This window comes from Phreatobacter sp. AB_2022a, from assembly GCF_026847585.1.
Taxonomy (GTDB): domain Bacteria; phylum Pseudomonadota; class Alphaproteobacteria; order Rhizobiales; family Phreatobacteraceae; genus Phreatobacter.
The window spans coordinates 1-20,297 of sequence record NZ_JAPSET010000045.1 but is presented as its reverse complement, the minus strand read 5'-3'; the positions used below and the strand labels follow the sequence as shown (position 1 = coordinate 20,297).

The following is a 20,297-nucleotide window of genomic DNA, read 5'->3' as shown; positions in this document are numbered from 1 at the left end:
CGCTGCGGCGGATTGAACACAGATGGATCGGCCGACGCTTTCCTTCGCCTCGCGCGCCGCCGGCTGGATCCGGGCGACCTTCGACGATCCCAACCGTGCGGCCTTCCTGTTCGCGCCGCTGCTCGGCTTCCTGCCGCTGCCGCTCGGCAGCGTGGCAACCCTCTGGTTCTTCATCGGCGCGGCCTATGTCGGCATCCTCTGGGGGGCCGGCCGGGTGCGATGGGTCTGGCCGCGCGAGACGGCCTTCGGCTGCACGGTGGCGCTGGTCTATTTCGCCGTCGCGGTGCTCTCGCCGGTCCTGTTCCCGAACCGGCTGATGGGCCTGCTCGACGTCGGCACGACGATCCATTTCCTGCTGTTCCTGGTCCTGGTCGGCGCCATGGTCCAGACGCCGCGGATCGACGTCTTCGACCTGTTCCTGCACGGCATCCGCGCGGGTGCGATATCGGCCCTGATCTTCGCCAGCATCGAGGCTTTCGTGTTCGGCCGCAGCCGTCCGACCGCCGGCATGGCCAACGCCATCCCCTTCGGCGATGTCGCGATTCTCGCCGCGGGACTGTCGCTGATCGGCTTTTCCAGGCTGTCGCGGCTGCACAAGGTCTTCGCGATCGTCGCTTCGGCGGCCGGCCTCGGCGCCTGCCTCCTGTCGCAGACGCGCGGCGCGCTGCTCGCCCTGCCGCTGATCGTGCTGGCGCTCGGCGTCTATCTCTGGCCGATCATCCGCCGCCGCACCGGCATGACCGTCCTCGCCCTGATGCTGGTCGGCGCGGCGGTCGGCGGGCTCGGCCTCATCGCCAAGGTGTCCGACCGCTTCGTCGAGCTGCGCTCATCTCTCGCCGACGGCGAGGCCATGAACAGCCGCGATCCGAGCACGGCCCACCGGGCGATCCTGTGGACCTATGGCGCCGAAGCCTTCCTGTCCCGGCCGGTGCTCGGCTATGGCAGCCAGAACGCGGTGAGCGAGGTGCGCCGGCGCGCCGCCAAGGACGGCTTCGACGTGCCGCCCTACCGGCACCTGCACAACGAGTTCATCACGACGGCCGTCGGCCGCGGCCTCATCGGTCTGATCGCGCTGATCGCCGTGCTGGCCGCGCCGATCATCATCGCGGTCGGTTCGGTCCGCGATGACCGCTACCGCGACCGGGTCGCCTTCGCGATCATGCTGTCCGGCGGCTATGCCATTTTCGGCATGACCAACCTGATCTTCAGCCACGATCAGATGAATACGGTGTTCATGTCGGCCTATGTGGTGCTGCTGGTCGCGGCCTATCAGGCCGCGACACGGCAGACGGCGTTCTACCGGCCTTCGCTGGCGGCGCCGGCGGCCTGACGGGCGACGGCACGGCGTGGACATGTTGACCATTTTAGCGAATTTGGCTGGCGCGGGGGCCCTGTTGCAGCTAGCGCATGGACGAGATCATGGGCGCCGCGGCGTCGCAGAAGGGTTCGGACACCATGTCGGGTGAGACACGCATCGTACCGGTCATCCTTTCCGGCGGCGCCGGCACGCGGCTCTGGCCGGCATCCCGCGAAGCCCACCCGAAACAGTTCCTGCCGCTGCTCGGCGACCGTTCGACGTTCGAGGATACCCTGACGCGTGTCTCCGACCGTTCGGTCTTCGCCGAGCCGATGGTCGTCACCGGCGAGGATTTCCGTTTTCTCGTCGCAGACCAGCTGACGCGGGCGGGCGTTGCCGGGCGGATCGTGCTCGAACCGATGCGGCGGGATTCCGGACCGGCCATCGCGGTTGCGGCCGAGCTGCTGCGGCAAAAGGATCCCGATGCGGTCATGCTGGTGCTCGCCGCCGATCACCTCGTCACCGATCCCCAGGCCTTCACGGCGACCGCCGCCGCCGGTCTCGACGCCGCCCAGGCGGGCGCGCTCGTCACCTTCGGCATCAGGCCGACCCAGCCGGCCACCGGCTATGGCTATGTCCGGCCCGGCGCAACCATGGATGGGCGGGTCAATATGGTCGCCGCCTTCGTGGAAAAGCCCGATGCCGAGACCGCGACGCGCTTTCTCGCCGAGGGCTATCTGTGGAATTCCGGCAATTTCCTGTTTCGCGCCGATGTCTTCCTCGGTGAACTGAAGCGGTTCGAGCCGGAGATTGCCGCAGCGGCGGCCAAGGTCGCCACCGCCATCGCGCGCGACGAAGCCGGTGGCATCAGCTTCGAGCGGATCGACCGCGAGCTGTTCGCCGCTTCGCCGGCGAAATCGGTCGACTACGCCGTCATGGAGCGGACCGATCGTGCGGCGGTGATCGCCGCCGACTATGCCTGGTCGGATCTCGGCTCCTGGAACGCGCTCTGGGAGATCTCGCCCAAGGATGCGGACGGCAATGCCGCCCGCGGCGCGGTATCGCTGATCGGCGCGCGCAACGTCTTCGTGGTGAGCGAAGAGGTGCACACCGCCGTCATCGGGCTCGAGGACATTGCGGTGGTCGCCACCAAGGATGCGGTGCTGGTCGCGCGCCGCGACGTCGCCGGCGACCTGAAGACGCTGGTCGGCGATCTGCGCGCCGACGAGACGACGCGTCGCCTTGCCGACGAGCACCGCAAGGTGCTGCGCCCCTGGGGGTCCTATGAGGGGGTCGACCGCGGCACCCGCTTCCAGGTCAAGCGGATCGTGGTCAAGCCGGGCGCGCGCCTGTCGCTGCAGAAGCATTTCCACCGCTCGGAGCATTGGGTGGTGGTGACCGGCACGGCGACGGTCGAGATCGACGGCGTCGAGAAGCTCGTGCGCGAGAACGAGAGCGTCTACATCCCGCTCGGCGCCTGGCACCGCCTGACCAATCACGGCCGCATCGACCTCGAGCTCATCGAGGTGCAGTCGGGCAGCTATCTCGGCGAGGACGACATCGTCCGCTCGCAGGACGACTACAAGCGGGTCTGACGGCCCGACGCGGCCTGCACGAGCCGGGCGAGCCCGGCCGCGCTCGTTTCGACCGGCGTCCAGCCGGCCGCGGCGAGCTTCGCATCGTCGGCGACCAGATCGCGGCCGAGCTGATCGTAGAGGCCGGGGAGGAGCAGCCGAACCAGCCGCGCATCGAGCCCGCCCGGCAGGCCGAACGTGCCGGCTGCCCGGCCGAGCGACCGGCGCATGGCGGCGATCATGGCCGGCACGGTCAGCGCCTCGCCGTCGGTGACGTGGAACAGGCCGCCCCGCGTCCTCTCGTCCATCAGGGCGAAGGCCGCCGCAGCGGCGAGATTGCGATCCGAGACCAGCGAGCGCCGGCCGGCGAGGCTGCCGATCGGCAGCGGCAGGGGCAGGCGGGCAAGCCGCGCGAGCTTCGCCATATTGGCCTTGGCGCCGGCGCCATGGACGACGGTCGGCCTCAGCACGACGGCTGTGCCGAGCGCGTCGCGCACCAGCCGTTCGCCGGCGAGCTTGGAGCGCCCATAGGCGTCGGTCGGCCGGGCCGGGCCGGCCTCGGTCAGGGCCGCCGGCGCCGTCGGCCCGGTCATGGCCCGGATCGAGGAGATCAGGACGAAGCGGCCGATGCCGGCAGCCGCGGCGGCCGCGGCCAGACGGGCGGCGGCCTCGGCGTTGACGCGCATCATGCGCGCCTCGTCCGTGCCGGCCGGCTGATGGGCAAGGCCCGCCGCGTGGACCACCGCATCGATCTCCGCCAGCAGCGGGCGCCAGTCGACGTCGCCTTCCAGGTCCGGCAGCGCTCGCGGCGTGATGCCGGGCGCCGCCGCCAGCGTGCCTGGATTGCGGGCGCCCGCCGATACGGCATGGCCCTGCTCCGCCAGATAGCCGGCGATGGCCCGGCCGACGAAGCCGGTTGCGCCGGTGACCAGGACCTTCACGGCCGGGATGCCGCCGCTGCAGGCCGCCGGCGCTGCCAGCCGAGGACCGGCAGCACCGTCCAGCAGAGGCCGATGGCCAGCGCCAGAACCTGGACGGCAGGATAGGGCGCGGCAAGGGCGACGAGCGCGAGCACGGCGGTCGCTGCGGAGATCAGCGCGACGACCGCCGAGACGCGCCGCACCGCCACGCCGCTGTCGACCGCGCGCTGATAGCCGTGGTCGCGATGCGGTTCGGCAATGTTGCAGCCGCGCATGAGCCGGCCAGCCAGCGTGATCGTCGCATCGGTCACCGGGTAGAGCACGATCAGCAGGCCGGCGACCAGAGCGCCTTCGGCGCTCAGGCGCAGCGCGAGCCAGCCGACCACCAGGCCGAGCGGCAGGCTGCCGGCGTCGCCAAGGAAGATGCGTGCGGGATGCCGGTTCCAGAGCCAGAACCCGGCCACCGCGCCGAGGCCGGCGCCGGCCGTCAGGCCCGTCGTCGGCCCGGCGAGCGCGAGAGCTCCGGCCAGGGCCGCCGCGGCGAGGGCCGGTGCGCAGTGCGCCGCGGTGATCTCGTCGATCCCGTCGATGAAGTTGACGATATTGACCATTGCGACCAGCGCGACGGTCATGACCGCGCGCTCGGGCCAGTAGAGGCCGTCGAGCGGCAGGAGCCGGAGCGCGGGCGGCAGCCCGGCCACCGCCAGGAGGCAGAACAGGATCTGCAGGACGAGCTTCAGCCGCCAGCGCAACGGCCTGATGTCGTCGACCAGGCCGAGCGCGGTGAGGCCGAGGGCCGCGGCGGCGAGGAAGACGAGGCTACGGTCCATGCCCGAGGCGAGGCCCGTGGCGCCCAGGGCGATGGCGATGAGCGCCGCCATGAGGCCGACGCCAGCGCCCTGCGGGATGGGCTCGCGATGCGAGGAGCGGCCATTTGGGCGCGCGAGCGCGAGCTTGACCATCAGCGGCCGTGTCAGCGCGATCGCGAGCCATGCGAGGGCGGCGGCAGCGCATGCTGCCAGCACGATCGCGAGGAGCGGAGACATGGCGGGGGAGGTGGCGGTGATGACCGTAAGCCCTTCGACCTTGAGCCTTCGAACGAGCCATCCGCATAGCCGCGCCGGCGCAGCGCGGCAAGCGCCGCGCCGGCGGCCGGGAGGTCAGCGCGCCGCGAGGGCTGCCCGCAGGCCCGCGGCGATGCGGTCCTGGGTCGCTTCGTCGAGATAGGGGTGCATCGGCAGGGCCAGCACCTCGTCGGCGAGCCGGTCGCTGACCGGCAGGCCGTTGCCGGCGCTCGGATAGTGCTTGTAGGCGGTCTGCTGGTTCAGCGGCCGCGGATAATAGATGGCGGTGGGAATGCCCTCGGCCTTGAGTCGTGCCGCGACCGTGGTGCGGTCTGCGCCGCGCAGCTTGATGGTATATTGCGCCCAGCTCGAGGTGAGGCCGTCGAGCACGACAGGCACGTCCACGATGTCGCCGAGCAGGGCATTGTAGCGGGCGGCGATGCGCTGCCGGGCGGCCACCTCGTCGGCGAAGATCTTCAGCTTCTCGATGAGGACGGCGGCCTGGATCGTGTCCATGCGGCCGTTGAGGCCGATCCGCTGGTTGTCATATTTGTCGTCGTTGTTCTGGCCGTGGATGCGCAGCGAGCGCATGACGGCGGCAAGCTCCGGGTCGTCGGTGAAGACCGCGCCGCCATCGCCGTAGCAGCCGAGCGGTTTGGCGGGGAAGAACGAGGTGGCGGTGGCGATGCCGATGGTGCCGACCTTGCGGGTCTTGTAGGTGGCGCCGAAGGACTGTGCGGCGTCCGACAGGAGCCAGAGGCCCTGTTCGGCGCAGATCGGCTCCAGCGCGTCGTAATCGGCCGGCTGGCCGAACAGATCGACCGGAATGAAGCCGACGGGATTGAGGCCGCGCTCGCGCGCCGTCTTGACGCCGGCGGCGAGCGAGGCCGCGTCGACGTTGAAGGTATCGGGGTGGACGTCCAGGAAGACGGGCGTCGCGCCGACCCAGGCCACGACCTCGGCGGTCGCCGCGAAGGTGAAGGCGGGGCACAGGACCGCATCGCCCGGCTTGACGCCCTTGGCCATCAGGATCAGGGCGAGGGCATCGGTGCCGCTGGCGCAGGAAATGACCTCCTTCGCGCCGCAGAACTCGGCCAGCGCCTTCTCCAGCGCGAAGACCTCGGGGCCCATGATATAGGCGCCGTGGTTGACCACCTTGAGAATGGCCGCGTCGATATCGCCGCCGAGGCGCCGGCGCTGGGCGCCGAGATCGATGAACGGCAGGGGGCTGAGCGGCGCGGCTTCGGTCATGGCTTGGTCTTTCCGCAAGGGCCGCGGCGGAACGGCGCGCGGCATGGATGAATATGGCTCGCGCTGCAACTAGCCGCGTCGGCCATCAATCCCAAATCACTTTGTCTTTCCTGACGTGACGACGGCAGGCCCGCGGCGGGCGGAGCCTGCGCCGGTCCGGAGCTGCGGCGTCTCAGCGCGAGACGGTGATGCGGGCGAGATCACGCACGGATCGACCGGCCCGGCCATCGCCCGGCACGACGAGGCGCAGCGCGCCTTCCGCCAGGTCGGCGCCGTCGCGGCGCAATGCGACCAGGATCGGCTGCCCCTGATAGTCCGGCGCAAGCTCGGCGAGCGCCACCACGACCGCATAGCCGTCCCGACCGGTCATGCGCGCCATCAGTTTTGGATGGTCGCCGTGATGGTCCGGGTCGACCAGGCCGGCGCTGGTCAGCACCGTCCAGAGCAGGGGACCGGTCCATTCGGCCGTCGTCTCGCCCCGGCCGGTCCGCTGGGTCACGCGCTGGGTGATCTGCGGCAGGGCCGCGAGCCTGTCGCGTGTCAGCGTGAGCGGCGCGGCCTCGCCAGCCTGGACGACGAGGCCGGCCGGGCTGCCGACGTCGGCATCCTCGGCCATGGCCGGCCCGGCCGCGACCAGCAGGAGCAGGGCCAGGGCAAGCCGGCGGGGCAGCGGCATCAGGGACGGCATCGGTGCTTCACCATTGGCGACGGTCCGACGGCGGACGGCGCTTGTGATCACGCTATATACAATTGGATATAGCGTGATCACAAGCGCGGCGCGCTACTTGAAGCGGCCGCAAAATGTCGTGTCCGGCACCTGCGGACCGGCCTTGCCGAGCGAGCGCCACCAGGCATCGAGGCTCGCCCGGTCGGCGGCGAGCCGCACGGCAAGGCCGCGCGCGAGCGCGAGCCAGCGTGGGAAGAGTGCTTCCGGCACCGCGATGAGAACCGGCACGTCACGCTCGATGGCTTCGGCGAGCGCGCCGACGAGGCCGCTCCCGGCCAGTTCCTGCGAGCCGAACCGATTGAGCACGACGAGATCCGGCCGGCGCCGCAGCCCGGCGGCCAGCCAGGCGCCGATGTCGGGCAGGGTGGTGCCACAGGCCGCCCGCGGGTCGCGCCGGGGCCCGGCTTCGCACGGGGATGCGGGGATGGTTTTGAACAGAGGCCCGCCCGGCCGGCGAGAGTCGCCTGCCGGCCGGGCCTGCACGACGCCGCGCACATCGAATCCCTGGCCCAGCAGATCGTCGATGAAGCTGGCGAGCAGCGCGTCCGGCGTGACATCGCGGCCATAGACCATGGCCGCCACGTCGCAATCGCCGTGGAAATGTGGCGTTCGTGCGCGGCGTCCGGCGGCAAGAGATGCAGGCAGGACTGGCATCGGTCCCTCCGCTCCTGGTCAGGCGACGGCCGTGCCGTGCTCGGCCGCGCGGCCATGGTCGATCGCCGCGAGCGCCGTGAGGAAACTTGCGAGGCTGGCGCTGCGCAGCGGCCGATAGGCCTTGCCGGCCTCGCGGCAGTGGCGCTTGATGAGGCCGGCCGCGAGGTGACTGATGCAGTCGACCGGAAACAGGACGAGGTCGGCCTGGCTGATCAGGCCGGGCAGCAAGGTCACATTGTCCTCAACCCCGCCGTCATGGGCGAGAAGCAGGCCACCGCGCGTGGCGGCGAGCGCCCTCAGCTGATCGACGAGACGCGGCCGGCCGCCGACATAGAGCAGCGTCAGGCCGCCCAGGTCGGGCGCATCGTCGGTATCGCCTTCCCCAGCCTGCAGCGCCGCTTCGAGCGCCGCCAGCTCGCGGCGGAATTCCGCCTCCCGCAGGCTCAGCGCGCGATTCAACCGCTCGGCCTCGGCAGCCCGCAGCTCGGCCCGCTTCAGCCGCTCGGCGAGATTGTCGGCATGAGCCCTGCTGCCTTCGTCGCGGTCCGTGGCGCTCGCCAAGCCACGGCCCGCTTCGGCACGCGCCTGTTCGCGGATCGCCAGCCTTGCCAGCTCGCTTTCGCCGGCTTCCGCCCGGCGCTGGAGAACAGCCCGCTCATCGGCCGCCGCGCGCAGCCGCGCCTCCTGGCGGGCGATCTTGTCGTCGCGCTCGGCCAGCTGCCGCTCGAGCCGGTTCAGGCGGGCAATGTCGATCCGGTTGGCGCTGCCGACCAGATGGGACAGCATATGCACCTCGCCGAAGGCATCGTGAAGGAGCTGCCGATCGGCCGCCGGATGGCTGAGCACGGCCCAGTAGGCGCCGGAAATGTCGCCGTCGTCGAAGGCCTTGCGCCAGATCTCGCGCAGACCCTCGGTGCTCGTCGCCTTGCCGAAGCGCTTCAGCGCCGCTTCATGCCGCCTGTCCAGAGCCTTGTTGATCAGCTTGCCGGCGAGATCCTGCCGACCGGCGGCATGGACGCCGCGGATGTGCAGCGCGTGGTCGCTGGCCGATCCGGCATCGGCGTCGCCGAGCTTGACGAAGACCTGGCGAAGTTCGCCGGCGGTCAGGCAGGTGCCGATGATCGAACAGTGGAAATGCGGCGAGATGGCCCAGATCTTCCGCCGCCTGGCGGAAGGCGGGCCTTCGTCGCCGAAGGCCGGGGGCCGGAGCCGGTCGGCCAGTGAAGGCGGCTCGACCCGCGGGCTGCGATGAAGAACGGTGAGGCTCGACACTGGTGTGCTCGCATCGTTATGCTTCTATGGATATAACGATAGCCGTCCTTGCGCCGCACGCCAAGCCTTGCCGGCGGCATCGCCGGCCAATGATCCACGGCGGCGAACAGATCGAGAGGAACCGTTCCGAGCATGGAGCATGGAACAACCGACATCGCCATCGTCGGCGGTGGGGCGAGCGGCGCGCTGCTGGCGGTCCGGCTGATGCACCGGATGACCATGCCGGTCCGCGTGACGCTGTTTGACAGGAGCGCCCGGCCAGGGCTCGGGATCGCCTATGCGACCACGTCCTGCGCGCATCTGCTCAATACGCGGGCGGGCGACATGAGCGCCTTTGCCGAGGACCCTGACCATTTCAGGCGCTGGGCCGGCGTCACGGCCGGTGGCTTCGTGCCGCGCCAGCTTTATGGCCGCTATCTCCAGGCCATGCTGGCCGATGCCGCGGCGGCCGGCCGGGGCCGGCTGCAGATCGTGGCCGACGACGTGGTCGGCCTGCGCCCGGCGGCGTCGGACCTGATCCTGACGACCGCCGGCGGAGCATCGCTCGCGGCCCGGTTCGTGGTGCTCGCCACCGGTTATCGGCCGCCGGCGGCCGACACCGGCCTGGCTTGGCGGCGCGACCCCTGGGGCAGCGACATTTTCGACGGGCTCGATCCGGCCGGCCAGGTGCTGCTGGTCGGCACCGGCCTGACCATGATCGACATGGTGATTTCGCTGATGGAGCGGGACCATCTCGGCCAGATCGTCGCGCTGTCGCGGCGCGGTCTCCTGCCGCGCACGCATCCGCCGGACGCCGGCGCCGGCGCCGGCGCGGATACCGACCTGCTGTTCGCCGGGCGATTGTCGCGGCGGCTCGCCCGCTTCCGCGCGCTGAGCGAGGCGGCGGGAGGCTGGGAAGCGGTGATGCAGGATCTGCGGCCGCGCAATGGCGCGCTCTGGCACAGCCTCGACGATCGGCAGCGCCGCCGCTTCCTGCGCCATTTGCGCCCCTGGTGGGAGGTCCATCGCCATCGCGCGCCGCCGTCGGTCGGGGTCGGGCTGAAGGCCGTGATCGCCGCCGGGCAGCTGACCGTGCTCGCCGGCCGGCTCCTCGCCATCGAAGCCACCGGGGAGCAAGCGCGCGTCACCGTGCAGTTGCGCGAGGGCGGGCGCCACGAAACCCATGTCTTCGATCGTGTCGTCGATTGTTCGGGCGCGCGCTGCGATCCGGACGATGCCGACCGGTTGCAGGCGCAAATGCTGCGCGACGGACTGATGCGCGCCGACCGGCTGGGTCTTGGCATCGACGTCGACGGCCGGGACCGGGTGCTGGACCGCGACGGCGTCGCGTCGCAGCGGCTGTTCGCGCTGGGCCCGCCGACGCGCGGGCGGCATTGGGAGATCACGGCGATCCCCGATATCCGGCGCCGCGCGGCCGAGCTTGCCGAGGCGCTTCTGGTCGGGCTCGCCCAGGGCTCCGCCGCGGCCTCCTAGTTCCAGGGGCTCGGCGAACCGTAGGAACTCGGCACCTCCTGCCGCTCGATCAGCATGCGGTCGCGGCGGCTCAGCGCGCGCCACCGCCGGCGGTGGCGGCGGCGCGACCAGGAACGTCGCCGCGGCGAGCGCTCGTCATTGGGATAGGCCGGGTATTGTGCGGCAGCAGGCCCTGCGAGGACGAGGCTGGCAAGGGCTGCGAGAACGGCGCGCCTGGCGATCATCGGTTCCTCCCGCGGCCGGCAAGCGCGGCGCATGGCGCGCTTGCTAACTCGGTACAGGGTTATTAGCCTTGCGGGCATGTCCGGAACGCCACATGCAGGCCTCGACCCGGCGCGCCGCAGTGCCGATGCCAAGCTGTGCCTGGAATTCGTCAACACGGTGGCCTGGCGCAATTCGGCAGCGCCGGAGGAAAAGCTTCCATCAGCGCATGCGCTCGTCGACTGGTGCACCGGGGCGGGGCTGGTCGGCGCGCGGGACCGTTCCCGCCTTGCCGCGGCCCTGGCCGATGCGCCCGCCGCCGACAGGCTGTACCGGACGGCGCTTGGCTTCCGTGATGCGACCTACCGGCTGCTGCGCGCGCGCATCGACGGCAGGTCGGGCGCCGCCGCGGATTTCGCCGCGCTGAACACGGTCATCGCAGCCATGCCGCAGCGCCAGGTCCTGGCGCCCGGGCCCGAAGGGATCGGCTGGCACGACACGGGCCGGCCGGCCAGCGCGCTCGACATGCTGGCGCCGCTCGTCTGGTCGGCCGCCGATCTGCTGAGCGGGCCGCGCGCCGAACGGGTCAAGCAGTGCGCGGATCCCAAGGGCTGCGGCTGGCTGTTTCTCGACGAAAGCCGCACGGGCACACGCCGCTGGTGCTCGATGGGCGATTGCGGCAATCGCGCCAAGGCGCGGCGGCACTATGAGCGCAGCCGCGCCGGCCTCGGCTGAACCGCCGCCCGTCAGGCCTCGACCCTGAGGCCGGCCTTGCCCGCCTCGACATGCCCGATGATCGCCGTTCGCGGATAACCTTCGGCGCGGAGCGATGCGGCGAGCGCATCGGCCGCCTCCGGCGCGCAGGCGAGGAGCAGCCCGCCGGACGTCTGCGGGTCGGTCAGGACATGGCGCTGCCACTCCGCAACATCACCGCCGAGTTCCGCCTCCGCACCGTAGCTCGCCCAGTTGCGAAGCGAAGCGCCGGTGACGCAGCCGAGCTTCGCCAGGGCTTCGGCCTCGGCCAGGAGCGGCACGGCCGGCGCGCGCACCACCAGCAGCGCGCCGGAGGCGCGGGCCATTTCCAGGCCGTGACCGATGAGGCCGAAACCGGTGACGTCGGTCATGGCATGGATGTCGGGGTTCGCGCCGAGCCGCTGGCCGGCCCGGTTCAGCAGCGTCGTCGAGGCGATCATCTCGGCATAGGCTTCGGCCGACAGCCTGTCTTTCTTGATGGCCGACGAATAGATGCCGACGCCGAGCCCCTTGGTCAGGATCAGCCGGTCGCCGGGTCGCGCGCCGCCATTGCGCCTGACGTCCTGCGGCCGGCAGGTGCCGATGACGGCGAGGCCGTAGATCGGCTCCGGCGAGTCGATGGAATGGCCGCCCGCGACCGGAATGCCGGCGCCGGCGCAGACCTGCGCGCCGCCCTGGAGAATGGCGCGGATGGTCTCGACCGGCAGCTTGCCGATCGGCATGCCGAGGATCGCCAGGGCCATGATCGGCGTTCCGCCCATGGCGTAGACGTCGGAAATGGCATTGGTCGCAGCGATGCGTCCGAAATCGTGGGGATCGTCGACCATGGGCATGAAGAAGTCGGTGGTCGCGATGATGCAGGTCTGCTCGTCGACCTGGTAGACGGCGGCATCGTCGCCGGTCTCGGTGCCGACCAGGAGCCGATGGAAAGGTCCGGCCGCGGGCTGGCCGGCGAGCAGGTCCTGCAGGACCGACGGGGCGAGCTTGCAGCCGCAGCCGCCGCCATGGGCAAGGCTGGTCAACCGCACGGGCGCTTCGATGGGGGCCTGGATGTTCATTGCCGATCCTCCCGGGCGGATGCCGCGATCAATGCCGTTTCATGAGCCTGAAGACATAGAGCCCGTCGGATTCGGCCTGGCCGAGGAGGCGATGGCCGGTCTGGCGGGCGAAATGCGGAATGTCGATGACGGTGAGCGGATCGGTGCATTCCAGCACCAGCACGGCGCCGGCCGGCACCGTGCGCAGGGCCCGCTTGGCGTGCAGCACAGGCTGCGGACAGGCGAGCCCGCGCAGGTCGAGCACCGTTTCCGCGCCGCTGGCGTCGGCCGGTTCAGGCCGCATCGAGAGGTCTTGCCGTGATCGCATAGCGGAACCTGTCGGGGTCGAGGCAATCGAGCCGCTGGCCGGCGACTTCCGCCTGCGGATACATCAGGAAGCCGAGCGTCGGGCCGGTCGCGCCCGGCAGGGCGACGTCGTGCGCGAAGTTGTAGGCGAGCCAATTGCCTTCCCAGGCTCCGAACAGCGTCGCGCGGGCGGCAGCGACCTTGGGATGGTCCAGGTCGAGATTGGCCGGTGGCTCCTCGAGCGCGACCTTGCGCACGTCGGCGGGGTCGACCGGGGTCCAGCCGACACCCTCCAGAAAGACCTCGGCGCGGCAGTGCTGGGCCTTGGTCACCACCTCGGAACCCGCGCCGAGGCTGCGATAGCCGAAGCGGGACGGGGCAAGGCGCAGCCCGTAGACATCGCGCGCCGGCAGTCCCGCGGCGCGCGCAAGACCGACATAGAGCGCATTGAGATCGGCGCATTTGCCGCCGAGATTGCCACTGGTCAGCATGGCGGCGATGTCACCGGAACCACAGCCGCGCGTGGTGGCGTCGCGGAAGGTGTTGCCGACCACCCATTCGTAGATCGCCCGGGCCTTGGCGAGGTCGCCGGTGGCACCGGCGACGATGCGGTCCGACGTCGCCTTGACGATGCCGTCGATGGGGATGAGCTCGGTGCCCTCCAGGTAGAGCCGCCGCTCGGCCGCCTCGAGCGGACGGATCCCGGCGGGCCGGGCGAGGTCGACCGCGCGGTCGCGTGTCAGAACCTGGCTGACGACCTCCACGACAGGGGCGTCCGGGCCGGCCGCCGGCGTCCCGGCCGGCCAGGTCACGTGCAGCATCTCCGCGCCGTATTTCGCTTCGCGTCGCAGCCGCGCGAGCCCATTGGTCCGCCAGAGGCTGCCGCCGGTCCGCATCCAGTCCGCCTCGGTGACCGAAGGCAGGGGGATCCAGGCCTGCACGGCGCCCGACGCCTCGGCGATCTCGAGACGGGTCTTCACCTCGTAGCCGCGCCATGCGCCCGGGTGCGGGGCGAAAGCGTTCTCTGCGCGCAGCGGCGAGGACCACGCCCCCGCCAGCGCCGCCGCGGCACCGGCCTGCACCATCATGCGTCGATCAATCGGCATGTCAGCCTCCCTCGGAATGGGCTTCCTCTCGTTGGAGTTCCGGCGGCGGTTCGCCGGATCGGGCGCCCGGCTCCGGGCGCGGCGGCGTCGCCGCCCGTATCAGGGCGTCGGGATCGACCTGGTCCCAGGGCATGTCGGCCTCGACGCCGAACCGCGTCGACGAACCCGGCCCGAGCACGACCGATGTCGGCAGCAGCGCGACCTGCCAGGCCTTGATCACCGCGCGGTCGCGATCGAGCAGGATGGGCAAGGTCAGCGCCAACTCGTCGCGCAGCCGGCGGACCCGCGAGTCGGGTTCGGCGGCCGAGACGACCAGAACCTTCAGCCGCGCGGCCCCGGCACGTGCGGCAAAACGCTGCAGGGCAGGGAGTTCGGCGCGGCAGGGCAGGCACCACGTCGCAAAGAAGTGAACCAGGACGATACGGTCGTCCGCGCCGGCAAAAGCGGCGTCATTCCCATCCAGAGCCGGCAGGATGAAATCCGGGACAGGCTTCCGCCAAGCCCTCCACGCCGGCGCTTCGGCGCGCGCGGCGTCATGATCGGCCGCAAGAAACGCCAGGGCCAACGCCATTCCGGCGCAGCGGCAGAATGTGGCGAGCGAGCCCCGCACCGCGGGAGCGACACGACAGTGCACGACGCGAAGTCTGCGCGCCGGTGCCGAAGAGGTCAACAGGATGCTGCGGCCGACACTGCATCGCGGGAGCCTCTGCTGCGGTGCAACCTATAGCAATTGCTTGCATTTCCCTCCGACCTTTGCATTGTTCTAGTCAGCATTTTTGTCAGTGATCCGAGTGGATACCGGGTCTTCCGTCATGAACGGCTCGGAATGCTGCTCGCGGGGCATCTGGGGAGGATCGCTACCGTGAATATCGAGATCTCGCGGCGCCTGTTCCTGAAGGGCGCAACAGCGGGTGTTGCGGCCACGTCATTGGCAGCGTTCGGGTTTGGCGAGACGGAGGCGGCGCAGGCCGCCGCGATCCGTCCGTTCAAGCTCGCCAGCCTGTCGGAGACGCGCAACACCTGCCCGTACTGCTCGGTTGCCTGCGGCGTCATCCTCTACTCCAAGGGCAACGTCACGAAGAACGAGCCGGCGCGCGTCGTCCATATCGAAGGCGATGCCGACCATCCGACCAATCGCGGCACGCTGTGCCCGAAGGGCGCGGGGCTGCTCGACTTCGTCCAGTCCGAGACGCGGCTGCAATATCCGATGATCCGCAAGCCGGGCTCGGACCGGTTCGAGCGCGTCACCTGGGAGGTCGCCCTCGACCGCATCGCGCGGCTCCTGAAGGACGACCGCGACGCCAACCTGATCGAGCGCAACAATGACGGCGTGACGGTCAACCGCTGGGTGTCGACCGGTTTCCTGGCGGCGTCGGCGACCACCAACGAGACGGCCTGGGCCACCTACAAGGTGGTGCGCTCGACCGGCATGGTGGTCTTCGACAACCAAGCGCGTGTCTGACACGGACCGACGGTAGCCAGTCTGGCTCCAACATTCGGTCGCGGCGCGATGACCAATTCGTGGACCGACATCAAGAACACGGATCTGGTCGTGATCATGGGCGGCAATGCCGCCGAGGCGCATCCTTGCGGATTCAAGTGGGTCACGGAGGCCAAGGCCAACCGCGGCGCCAAGCTGATCGTCGTCGATCCGCGCTATACGCGCTCGGCTTCGGTGTCCGATCTCTACGCGCCGATCCGGCAGGGCACCGACATCGCCTTCCTGCTCGGCCTCATCAACTACTGCATCACCAACGACAAGGTGCAGTGGGACTATACCCGCGCCTTCACCAACGCGACCTATGTGGTCAAGGAGGGCTTCGCCTATCAGGACGGGCTGTTCACCGGCTATGACGAGCAGCGCCGCGACTATGACCGCTCGACCTGGGAATACGAGATCGGCGCCGACGGTTTCGCCGTGGTCGACGAGACGCTGCAGCATCCGCGTTGCGTCTGGAACCTGCTGAAGCAGCACGTCGCGGTCTATACGCCCGAAATGGTCTCGCGCATCTGCGGCACGCCCCGGGACACGTTCCTGAAGGTCGCGGCGATGGTGGCCGAATGCTCGGCCAAGACCAAGACCATGACCTCCATGTACGCGCTCGGCTGGACCCAGCATTCCAAGGGGTCGCAGAACATCCGCGCCATGGCGATGCTGCAGCTGATCCTCGGCAATATCGGCGTGCGCGGCGGCGGCATGAATGCGCTGCGCGGCCACTCGAACATCCAGGGCCTGACCGATATCGGCCTGATGTCGAACCTGATCCCGGGCTATCTGACCATCCCCACGGAACGGGAGACGACCTTCGACAGCTACATGTCGACGCGCGGCTTCCGCCCCTTGCGGCCCGGCCAGATGAGCTTCTGGCAGAACTACCGCAAGTTCTTCGTCAGCTTCCAGAAGGCCATGTGGGGCGCGGCGGCGACGCCAGCCAACAACTACGCCTATGACTGGCTGCCGAAGCTCGACGTGCCGGCCTATGACGTCCTGCGTGCCTTCGAGCTGATGCACCAGGGCAAGATGACCGGCTATTTCTGCCAGGGCTTCAACCCGCTCCTGTCCTTCCCGAACCGGGCGAAGCTGACGGCGGCGCTGTCGAAGCTGAAATTCCTCGTCACCATGGATCCCTTGGAGACGGAGACCGCGCGGTTCTGGGAGAACCACGGCGAGCACAACAATGTCGACCCGGCCAAGATCCAGACCGAGGTCATCCAACTGCCGAGCACCTGCTTTGCCGAGGACGAGGGGTCGCTCGTCAATTCCTCGCGCTGGCTGCAGTGGCACTGGCCGGGTGCGACACCGCCGGGCGAGGCCAAGCACGACACCTGGATCATGGCGCAGATCTTCCTGCGGCTGAAGGCGCTCTACGAGCGCGAAGGCGGCAAGGTGCCCGAGCCGATCGTCAATCTCGACTGGCGCTATCGCGATCCGGGCGCGCCCTCGCCGGACGAACTGGCGCGGGAACTGAACGGCTATGTCCTGGAGGACGTCGCCGATCCCAACGATCCGTCGAAGCGGCTCCTGGAAAAGGGCAAGCAGCTTGCCGGTTTCGGGCTGCTGCGCGACGACGGCACGACCATGGCGGGCTGCTGGATCTATACCGGCTGCTACACCGAAGCCGGCAACCAGATGGCGCGGCGCGACACCAGCGATCCGGACGAGACCGGGGCCTATGCGAAATGGGCCTGGTCGTGGCCGGCCAACCGGCGCATCCTCTACAACCGTGCCTCGGCCGACATCGAGGGCAAGCCGTGGGATGCCACGCGCAAGCTGATCGAATGGAACGGCACGGCCTGGACCGGCTATGACGTTCCCGACATCGCGGTGAACGCCAGGCCGGACCAGGTCGGCCCCTTCATCATGAACCCGGAAGGCGTGTCGCGCCTGTTCACCCGGGCGATGATGCGCGACGGGCCGTTCCCGGTGCACTACGAGCCGTTCGAGGCGCCGATCGCCAATGTCATCGCGCCGAAGATCCGGGGCAATCCGGCGGCGCGGGTGTTCCGCGGCGACATGGAGCAGTTCGGCGAGGCGCGGGAGTTTCCCTATGCGGCGACCTCCTACCGGCTGACCGAGCACTTCCATTTCTGGACCAAGCACGCCCAGATCAATGCCTCGCTCCAGCCGGAATTCTTCGTCGAGATCGGCGAAGCCCTGGCGCGCGAGAAGGGCATCGTGTCAGGCAGCATGGTGCGGGTGTTCTCCAAGCGCGGCTCGGTGAAGGCGCGCGCAGTGGTCACCAAGCGGATCATGCCGCTGACCTGCGACGGCCGCACCGTGCACGTCGTCGGCATCCCCCTGCACTGGGGGTTCACCGGCGCGGCACGCAAGGGCTTCGGCCCCAATTCGCTGACGCCCTATGTCGGCGACGCCAATATCGAGACGCCGGAATACAAGGCCTTCCTGGTCGACATCGAGCCCATTCCGGGCGCAACATCGTGATCTGAGGAGGCACGCCCATGTTTCCGCCGCTTCCCAATCCCGATCTGGCCAAGACGCAGCCGCGGTTCGGCGAAGCCGATATCGTGCGCCGCTCGGCCTCCAGCGTGCCGACCCCGGCGCGCCAGCTCACCCCGATGGCCAAGCTGATCGATGTCTCCAAATGCATCGGCTGCAAGGCCTGCCAGTCGGCCTGCCTGGAATGGAACGACCTGCGCGAGCCGGTCGGCATCAACCACGGCACCTATGACAACCCGGTCGACCTGACACCGGCGAGCCTGACGGTGATGCGCTTCACCGAATGGGTGAATCCGGAAACGCGCAACCTGGAATGGCTGATCCGCAAGGACGGCTGCATGCATTGCGCCGATCCCGGCTGCCTGAAGGCCTGTCCGGCGCCGGGTGCGATCGTCCAGTACACCAATGGCATCGTCGACTTCGTGCACGAGAACTGCATTGGCTGCGGCTACTGCGTGAAGGGCTGCCCCTTCAACATTCCGCGCATCAGCCAGGTCGATCACAAGGCCTACAAGTGCACGCTGTGCTCCGACCGCGTGGCGGTCGATCAGGGCCCGGCCTGCGCCAAGGCCTGCCCGACCCAGGCGATCGTCTTCGGCACCAAGGACGAGATGCGCCAGCATGCCGAGGGCCGGATCCGCGACCTGAAGTCGCGCGGCTACCGCAATGCCGGGCTCTATGATCCGCCCGGCGTCGGCGGCACCCACGTCATGTACGTGCTGCACCATGCCGACCAGCCGGAGCTCTATGCCGGGCTTGCGAAGAACCCACGCATCAGCCCGCTGGTCGAATTGTGGAAGGGGGCTGCCAAATATGCCGGCCTCGCCGTCATCGGCCTCACCGCCGCCTTCGGTTTCCTGCATCACGCGATTTCCGGCCCCAACCGGGTGTCGCGCGAGGATGAGGAGGATGCCAAGCGTCTGACGGAGGGCGAGGCATGAGCACGCGCGACGTCTCTCCCGGCGACCAGGTGCATGACGGCAATCCCGTCGTGGTCGACCGCTATTCGGTGGGCGCCCGGATCAACCACTGGATCACCGCCATCAGCCTGATCCTGCTGGCCGTGTCGGGGCTTGCCCTGTTCCACCCGAGCCTGTTCGGCCTGACCGCGCTGTTCGGCGGCGGGCAGAACACCCGGGCGCTGCATCCCTGGTTCGGCGTGGTGCTGTTCTTCGGCTTCTGCGGCCTGTTCCTCCGGTTCTGGAAGCTGAACCTGTGGGAGCGGACCGACAATGTCTGGCTCTCGAAGATCCGCGACGTGCTCAACGGTCACGAGGAGAACCTGCCCGAGGTCGGCAAGTACAATGCCGGCCAGAAGCTGGTTTTCTGGTCGATGTCGCTGCTGATCATCGTCTTGATCTCCACCGGCATCGTCATCTGGGACCAGTATTTCGGCCCCTATTTCACGATCGAGCAGAAGCGCATCGCCGTCCTGGTGCACGCTTTCGCGGCGATCGTCGCGATCTGCGTCTGGATCGTCCATGTCTATGCCGCGATCTGGGTGCGCGGCACGATCAGCGCCATGACCCGTGGCCAGGTGACCGGCGGCTGGGCCTGGCGGCATCATCGCAAATGGCTGCGGAAACTCGTTTCCGGCCGGCATGACGGCGACAAGGCAGGTGCGACGCCGGCGGAATGACGGCGGGCTCGATGCCCGGCGCTTGGACAATGACACGTGGCCCGTGCGGTTCGTGAGGTGAAGCATGAGCAAGGTTGTCGGTGGGGCGGCGGGTGGCGTCGCCATAGGAGAGGCCGCAGCACCGCCCTTCGCCAGGCTGCCCGATGCGGCCGTCCACTTCCGGCAGCGTGCGCAGCGCTTCGCGATCCTGTCGGAGGGCCATAAGCTGCGCCCCTATCTGCGCTTTCTCGCCGGCCTTGCCGAGGCGCAGCATCGCGCGCAGGAAAGCCTGCCCGCACCGGTCATGCCCGACGAAGCCCGGCTTGCCCGCGCCTATGATTTCGGAATGCCGCCGCTCGACCGCGGCCATGCGGCCGGCGACGACGCGCTCGCGGCGACAATGGACGCACTCTTCGCGCTCGCGCCCGAGATTGAAATGCCTGAGGCCGGACGCGCCGCGCTGCGCCGCGTGACGGCGGCAGGCGAGGACGAGCGCGAGGCCATGGCCGCGCTCCTGCTCGCGGGGGCGGCGCCGACCGAGGCGGTCGCCGAGCATGTCTATGTCGCCGCGGCCCTCCAGCTGCACTTCACCCGCCTCGCCGGCGGTCTTGCCGCCGACCGGCTGAAGCCGGCCGGCGAAGGAGCCTGTCCGAGCTGCGGCGCGCCGCCCGTCGCCTCCGCCGTCGTCGGCTGGCGCGGCGCCCATGGGACACGCTTCGCGACCTGCTCGCTCTGCGCGACGCAGTGGCATGTCGTGCGGATCAAATGCACGCTGTGCGGCGAGACGGCGAAGATCGGCTATCAGGCGGTCGACGAGGGGGTGGGCGAAGGCACCGAGGCACTGGTGCGGGCGGAGACCTGCGATGCCTGCCAGGCCTATGTGAAGGTCCTCCAGCAACACCGGAACCCCGATCTCGATCCGGTCGCCGACGATGTCGCGAGCCTTGCCCTCGACCTGCTGATGCGCCAGACCGGCTATCGGCGGGGCGGGCTCAATCCGTTCCTGTTCGGTTACTAGCCATGGCCGATGCAGCGCTCCGCGCCCTGCCTTCGGTCGACGAAGTCCTGCGCGCGCCCGAGGCCGCC

At 69.6% G+C, this 20,297-nt stretch carries 19 protein-coding genes; 8 read left to right on the top strand and 11 right to left on the bottom strand.

What is annotated here, in order from left to right; genetic code table 11:
* Positions 1–22: 22 nt before the first annotated feature.
* A complete protein-coding gene (locus tag OZ671_RS25400) occupies positions 23–1,330 on the top strand; it encodes an O-antigen ligase family protein (protein ID WP_268863300.1) in 1,308 nt (435 codons plus the stop codon).
* Positions 1,331–1,455: 125 nt separating this feature from the next.
* Positions 1,456–2,892, top strand: coding sequence for a mannose-1-phosphate guanylyltransferase/mannose-6-phosphate isomerase (locus tag OZ671_RS25395; RefSeq protein ID WP_268863328.1), 1,437 nt, complete (start codon positions 1,456–1,458; stop codon positions 2,890–2,892).
* On the opposite strand, the gene OZ671_RS25390 is transcribed toward OZ671_RS25395, so the two are convergent.
* The 6 genes from OZ671_RS25390 to OZ671_RS25365 form a co-directional block, all read right to left on the bottom strand.
* Positions 2,877–3,812: an NAD-dependent epimerase/dehydratase family protein gene (locus tag OZ671_RS25390; RefSeq protein WP_268863299.1), complete on the bottom strand. Its 936-nt coding sequence runs from the start codon at positions 3,810–3,812 to the stop codon at positions 2,877–2,879. The two genes, OZ671_RS25395 and OZ671_RS25390, sit on opposite strands and share 16 nt — an antisense overlap.
* A complete protein-coding gene (locus OZ671_RS25385; protein WP_268863298.1) occupies positions 3,809–4,837 on the bottom strand; it encodes a glycosyl transferase in 1,029 nt (342 codons plus the stop codon). Before OZ671_RS25385 ends, OZ671_RS25390 begins: the two co-directional genes overlap by 4 nt.
* Positions 4,838–4,951: 114 nt before the next feature.
* Positions 4,952–6,106: a DegT/DnrJ/EryC1/StrS family aminotransferase gene (locus OZ671_RS25380; RefSeq protein WP_268863297.1), complete on the bottom strand. Its 1,155-nt coding sequence runs from the start codon at positions 6,104–6,106 to the stop codon at positions 4,952–4,954.
* A gap of 172 nt (positions 6,107–6,278) precedes the next feature.
* On the bottom strand, positions 6,279–6,782 hold the full coding sequence (locus OZ671_RS25375) for a molybdopterin-dependent oxidoreductase (RefSeq protein WP_268863296.1): 504 nt from the start codon (positions 6,780–6,782) through the stop codon (positions 6,279–6,281).
* 105 nt (positions 6,783–6,887) lie between these two features.
* Positions 6,888–7,487 (bottom strand): DUF2478 domain-containing protein, encoded by a 600-nt coding sequence (locus tag OZ671_RS25370; RefSeq protein WP_268863295.1) that lies wholly within the window; start codon positions 7,485–7,487, stop codon positions 6,888–6,890.
* 18 nt (positions 7,488–7,505) lie between these two features.
* The gene (locus OZ671_RS25365; RefSeq protein ID WP_268863294.1) at positions 7,506–8,759 is read right to left on the bottom strand and encodes a DUF2325 domain-containing protein; all 1,254 of its coding nucleotides are present in this window, start codon (positions 8,757–8,759) and stop codon (positions 7,506–7,508) included.
* Positions 8,760–8,891: 132 nt separating this feature from the next.
* Between OZ671_RS25365 and OZ671_RS25360 the strand changes: the two genes are divergently transcribed.
* Positions 8,892–10,232 carry an FAD/NAD(P)-binding protein gene (locus OZ671_RS25360; RefSeq protein ID WP_268863293.1) on the top strand — a complete coding sequence of 447 codons (1,341 nt, stop codon included), beginning with the start codon at positions 8,892–8,894 and terminating at the stop codon, positions 10,230–10,232.
* On the opposite strand, the gene OZ671_RS25355 is transcribed toward OZ671_RS25360, so the two are convergent.
* A complete protein-coding gene (locus OZ671_RS25355) occupies positions 10,229–10,456 on the bottom strand; it encodes a hypothetical protein (RefSeq protein WP_268863292.1) in 228 nt (75 codons plus the stop codon). The two genes, OZ671_RS25360 and OZ671_RS25355, sit on opposite strands and share 4 nt — an antisense overlap.
* 76 nt (positions 10,457–10,532) lie before the next feature.
* On the opposite strand from OZ671_RS25355, the gene OZ671_RS25350 reads away from it, so the two are divergent.
* Entirely contained in the window at positions 10,533–11,168 is a 636-nt protein-coding gene (locus OZ671_RS25350) for a CGNR zinc finger domain-containing protein (protein WP_268863291.1), read from the top strand.
* An 11-nt stretch (positions 11,169–11,179) separates the two neighbouring features.
* On the opposite strand, the gene selD is transcribed toward OZ671_RS25350, so the two are convergent.
* Genes selD through OZ671_RS25330 form a run of 4 tightly spaced genes read right to left on the bottom strand, consistent with a single transcriptional unit; the run spans position 11,180 to position 14,206 of the window.
* Positions 11,180–12,244, bottom strand: a complete 1,065-nt coding sequence (gene selD / locus OZ671_RS25345) for a selenide, water dikinase SelD (RefSeq protein WP_268863290.1) — start codon at positions 12,242–12,244, stop codon at positions 11,180–11,182.
* A 28-nt stretch (positions 12,245–12,272) separates the two neighbouring features.
* Complete coding sequence (locus OZ671_RS25340) at positions 12,273–12,527, bottom strand: sulfurtransferase TusA family protein (protein WP_268863289.1); 255 nt, start codon at positions 12,525–12,527, stop codon at positions 12,273–12,275.
* Entirely contained in the window at positions 12,517–13,629 is a 1,113-nt protein-coding gene (locus tag OZ671_RS25335) for a transglutaminase-like domain-containing protein (protein WP_268863327.1), read from the bottom strand. The genes OZ671_RS25340 and OZ671_RS25335 overlap by 11 nt, the downstream gene beginning before the upstream one ends.
* 7 nt (positions 13,630–13,636) lie before the next feature.
* Positions 13,637–14,206, bottom strand: a complete 570-nt coding sequence (locus OZ671_RS25330; RefSeq protein WP_268863288.1) for a TlpA family protein disulfide reductase — start codon at positions 14,204–14,206, stop codon at positions 13,637–13,639.
* 255 nt (positions 14,207–14,461) lie between these two features.
* Between OZ671_RS25330 and fdnG the strand changes: the two genes are divergently transcribed.
* The 4 genes from fdnG to fdhE all read left to right on the top strand — a co-directional run bounded on the left by fdnG (position 14,462) and on the right by fdhE (position 20,229).
* Positions 14,462–17,578 (top strand): formate dehydrogenase-N subunit alpha, encoded by a 3,117-nt coding sequence (fdnG, locus tag OZ671_RS25325; protein ID WP_268863287.1) that lies wholly within the window; start codon positions 14,462–14,464, stop codon positions 17,576–17,578.
* Positions 17,579–17,595: 17 nt separating this feature from the next.
* Positions 17,596–18,534 carry a formate dehydrogenase subunit beta gene (gene fdxH / locus OZ671_RS25320; protein ID WP_038306607.1) on the top strand — a complete coding sequence of 313 codons (939 nt, stop codon included), beginning with the start codon at positions 17,596–17,598 and terminating at the stop codon, positions 18,532–18,534.
* On the top strand, positions 18,531–19,232 hold the full coding sequence (locus tag OZ671_RS25315; RefSeq protein ID WP_038306605.1) for a formate dehydrogenase subunit gamma: 702 nt from the start codon (positions 18,531–18,533) through the stop codon (positions 19,230–19,232). The genes fdxH and OZ671_RS25315 overlap by 4 nt, the downstream gene beginning before the upstream one ends.
* A gap of 64 nt (positions 19,233–19,296) precedes the next feature.
* Positions 19,297–20,229, top strand: coding sequence for a formate dehydrogenase accessory protein FdhE (fdhE, locus tag OZ671_RS25310; RefSeq protein ID WP_268863286.1), 933 nt, complete (start codon positions 19,297–19,299; stop codon positions 20,227–20,229).
* The last annotated feature ends 68 nt before the right edge of the window (positions 20,230–20,297 follow it).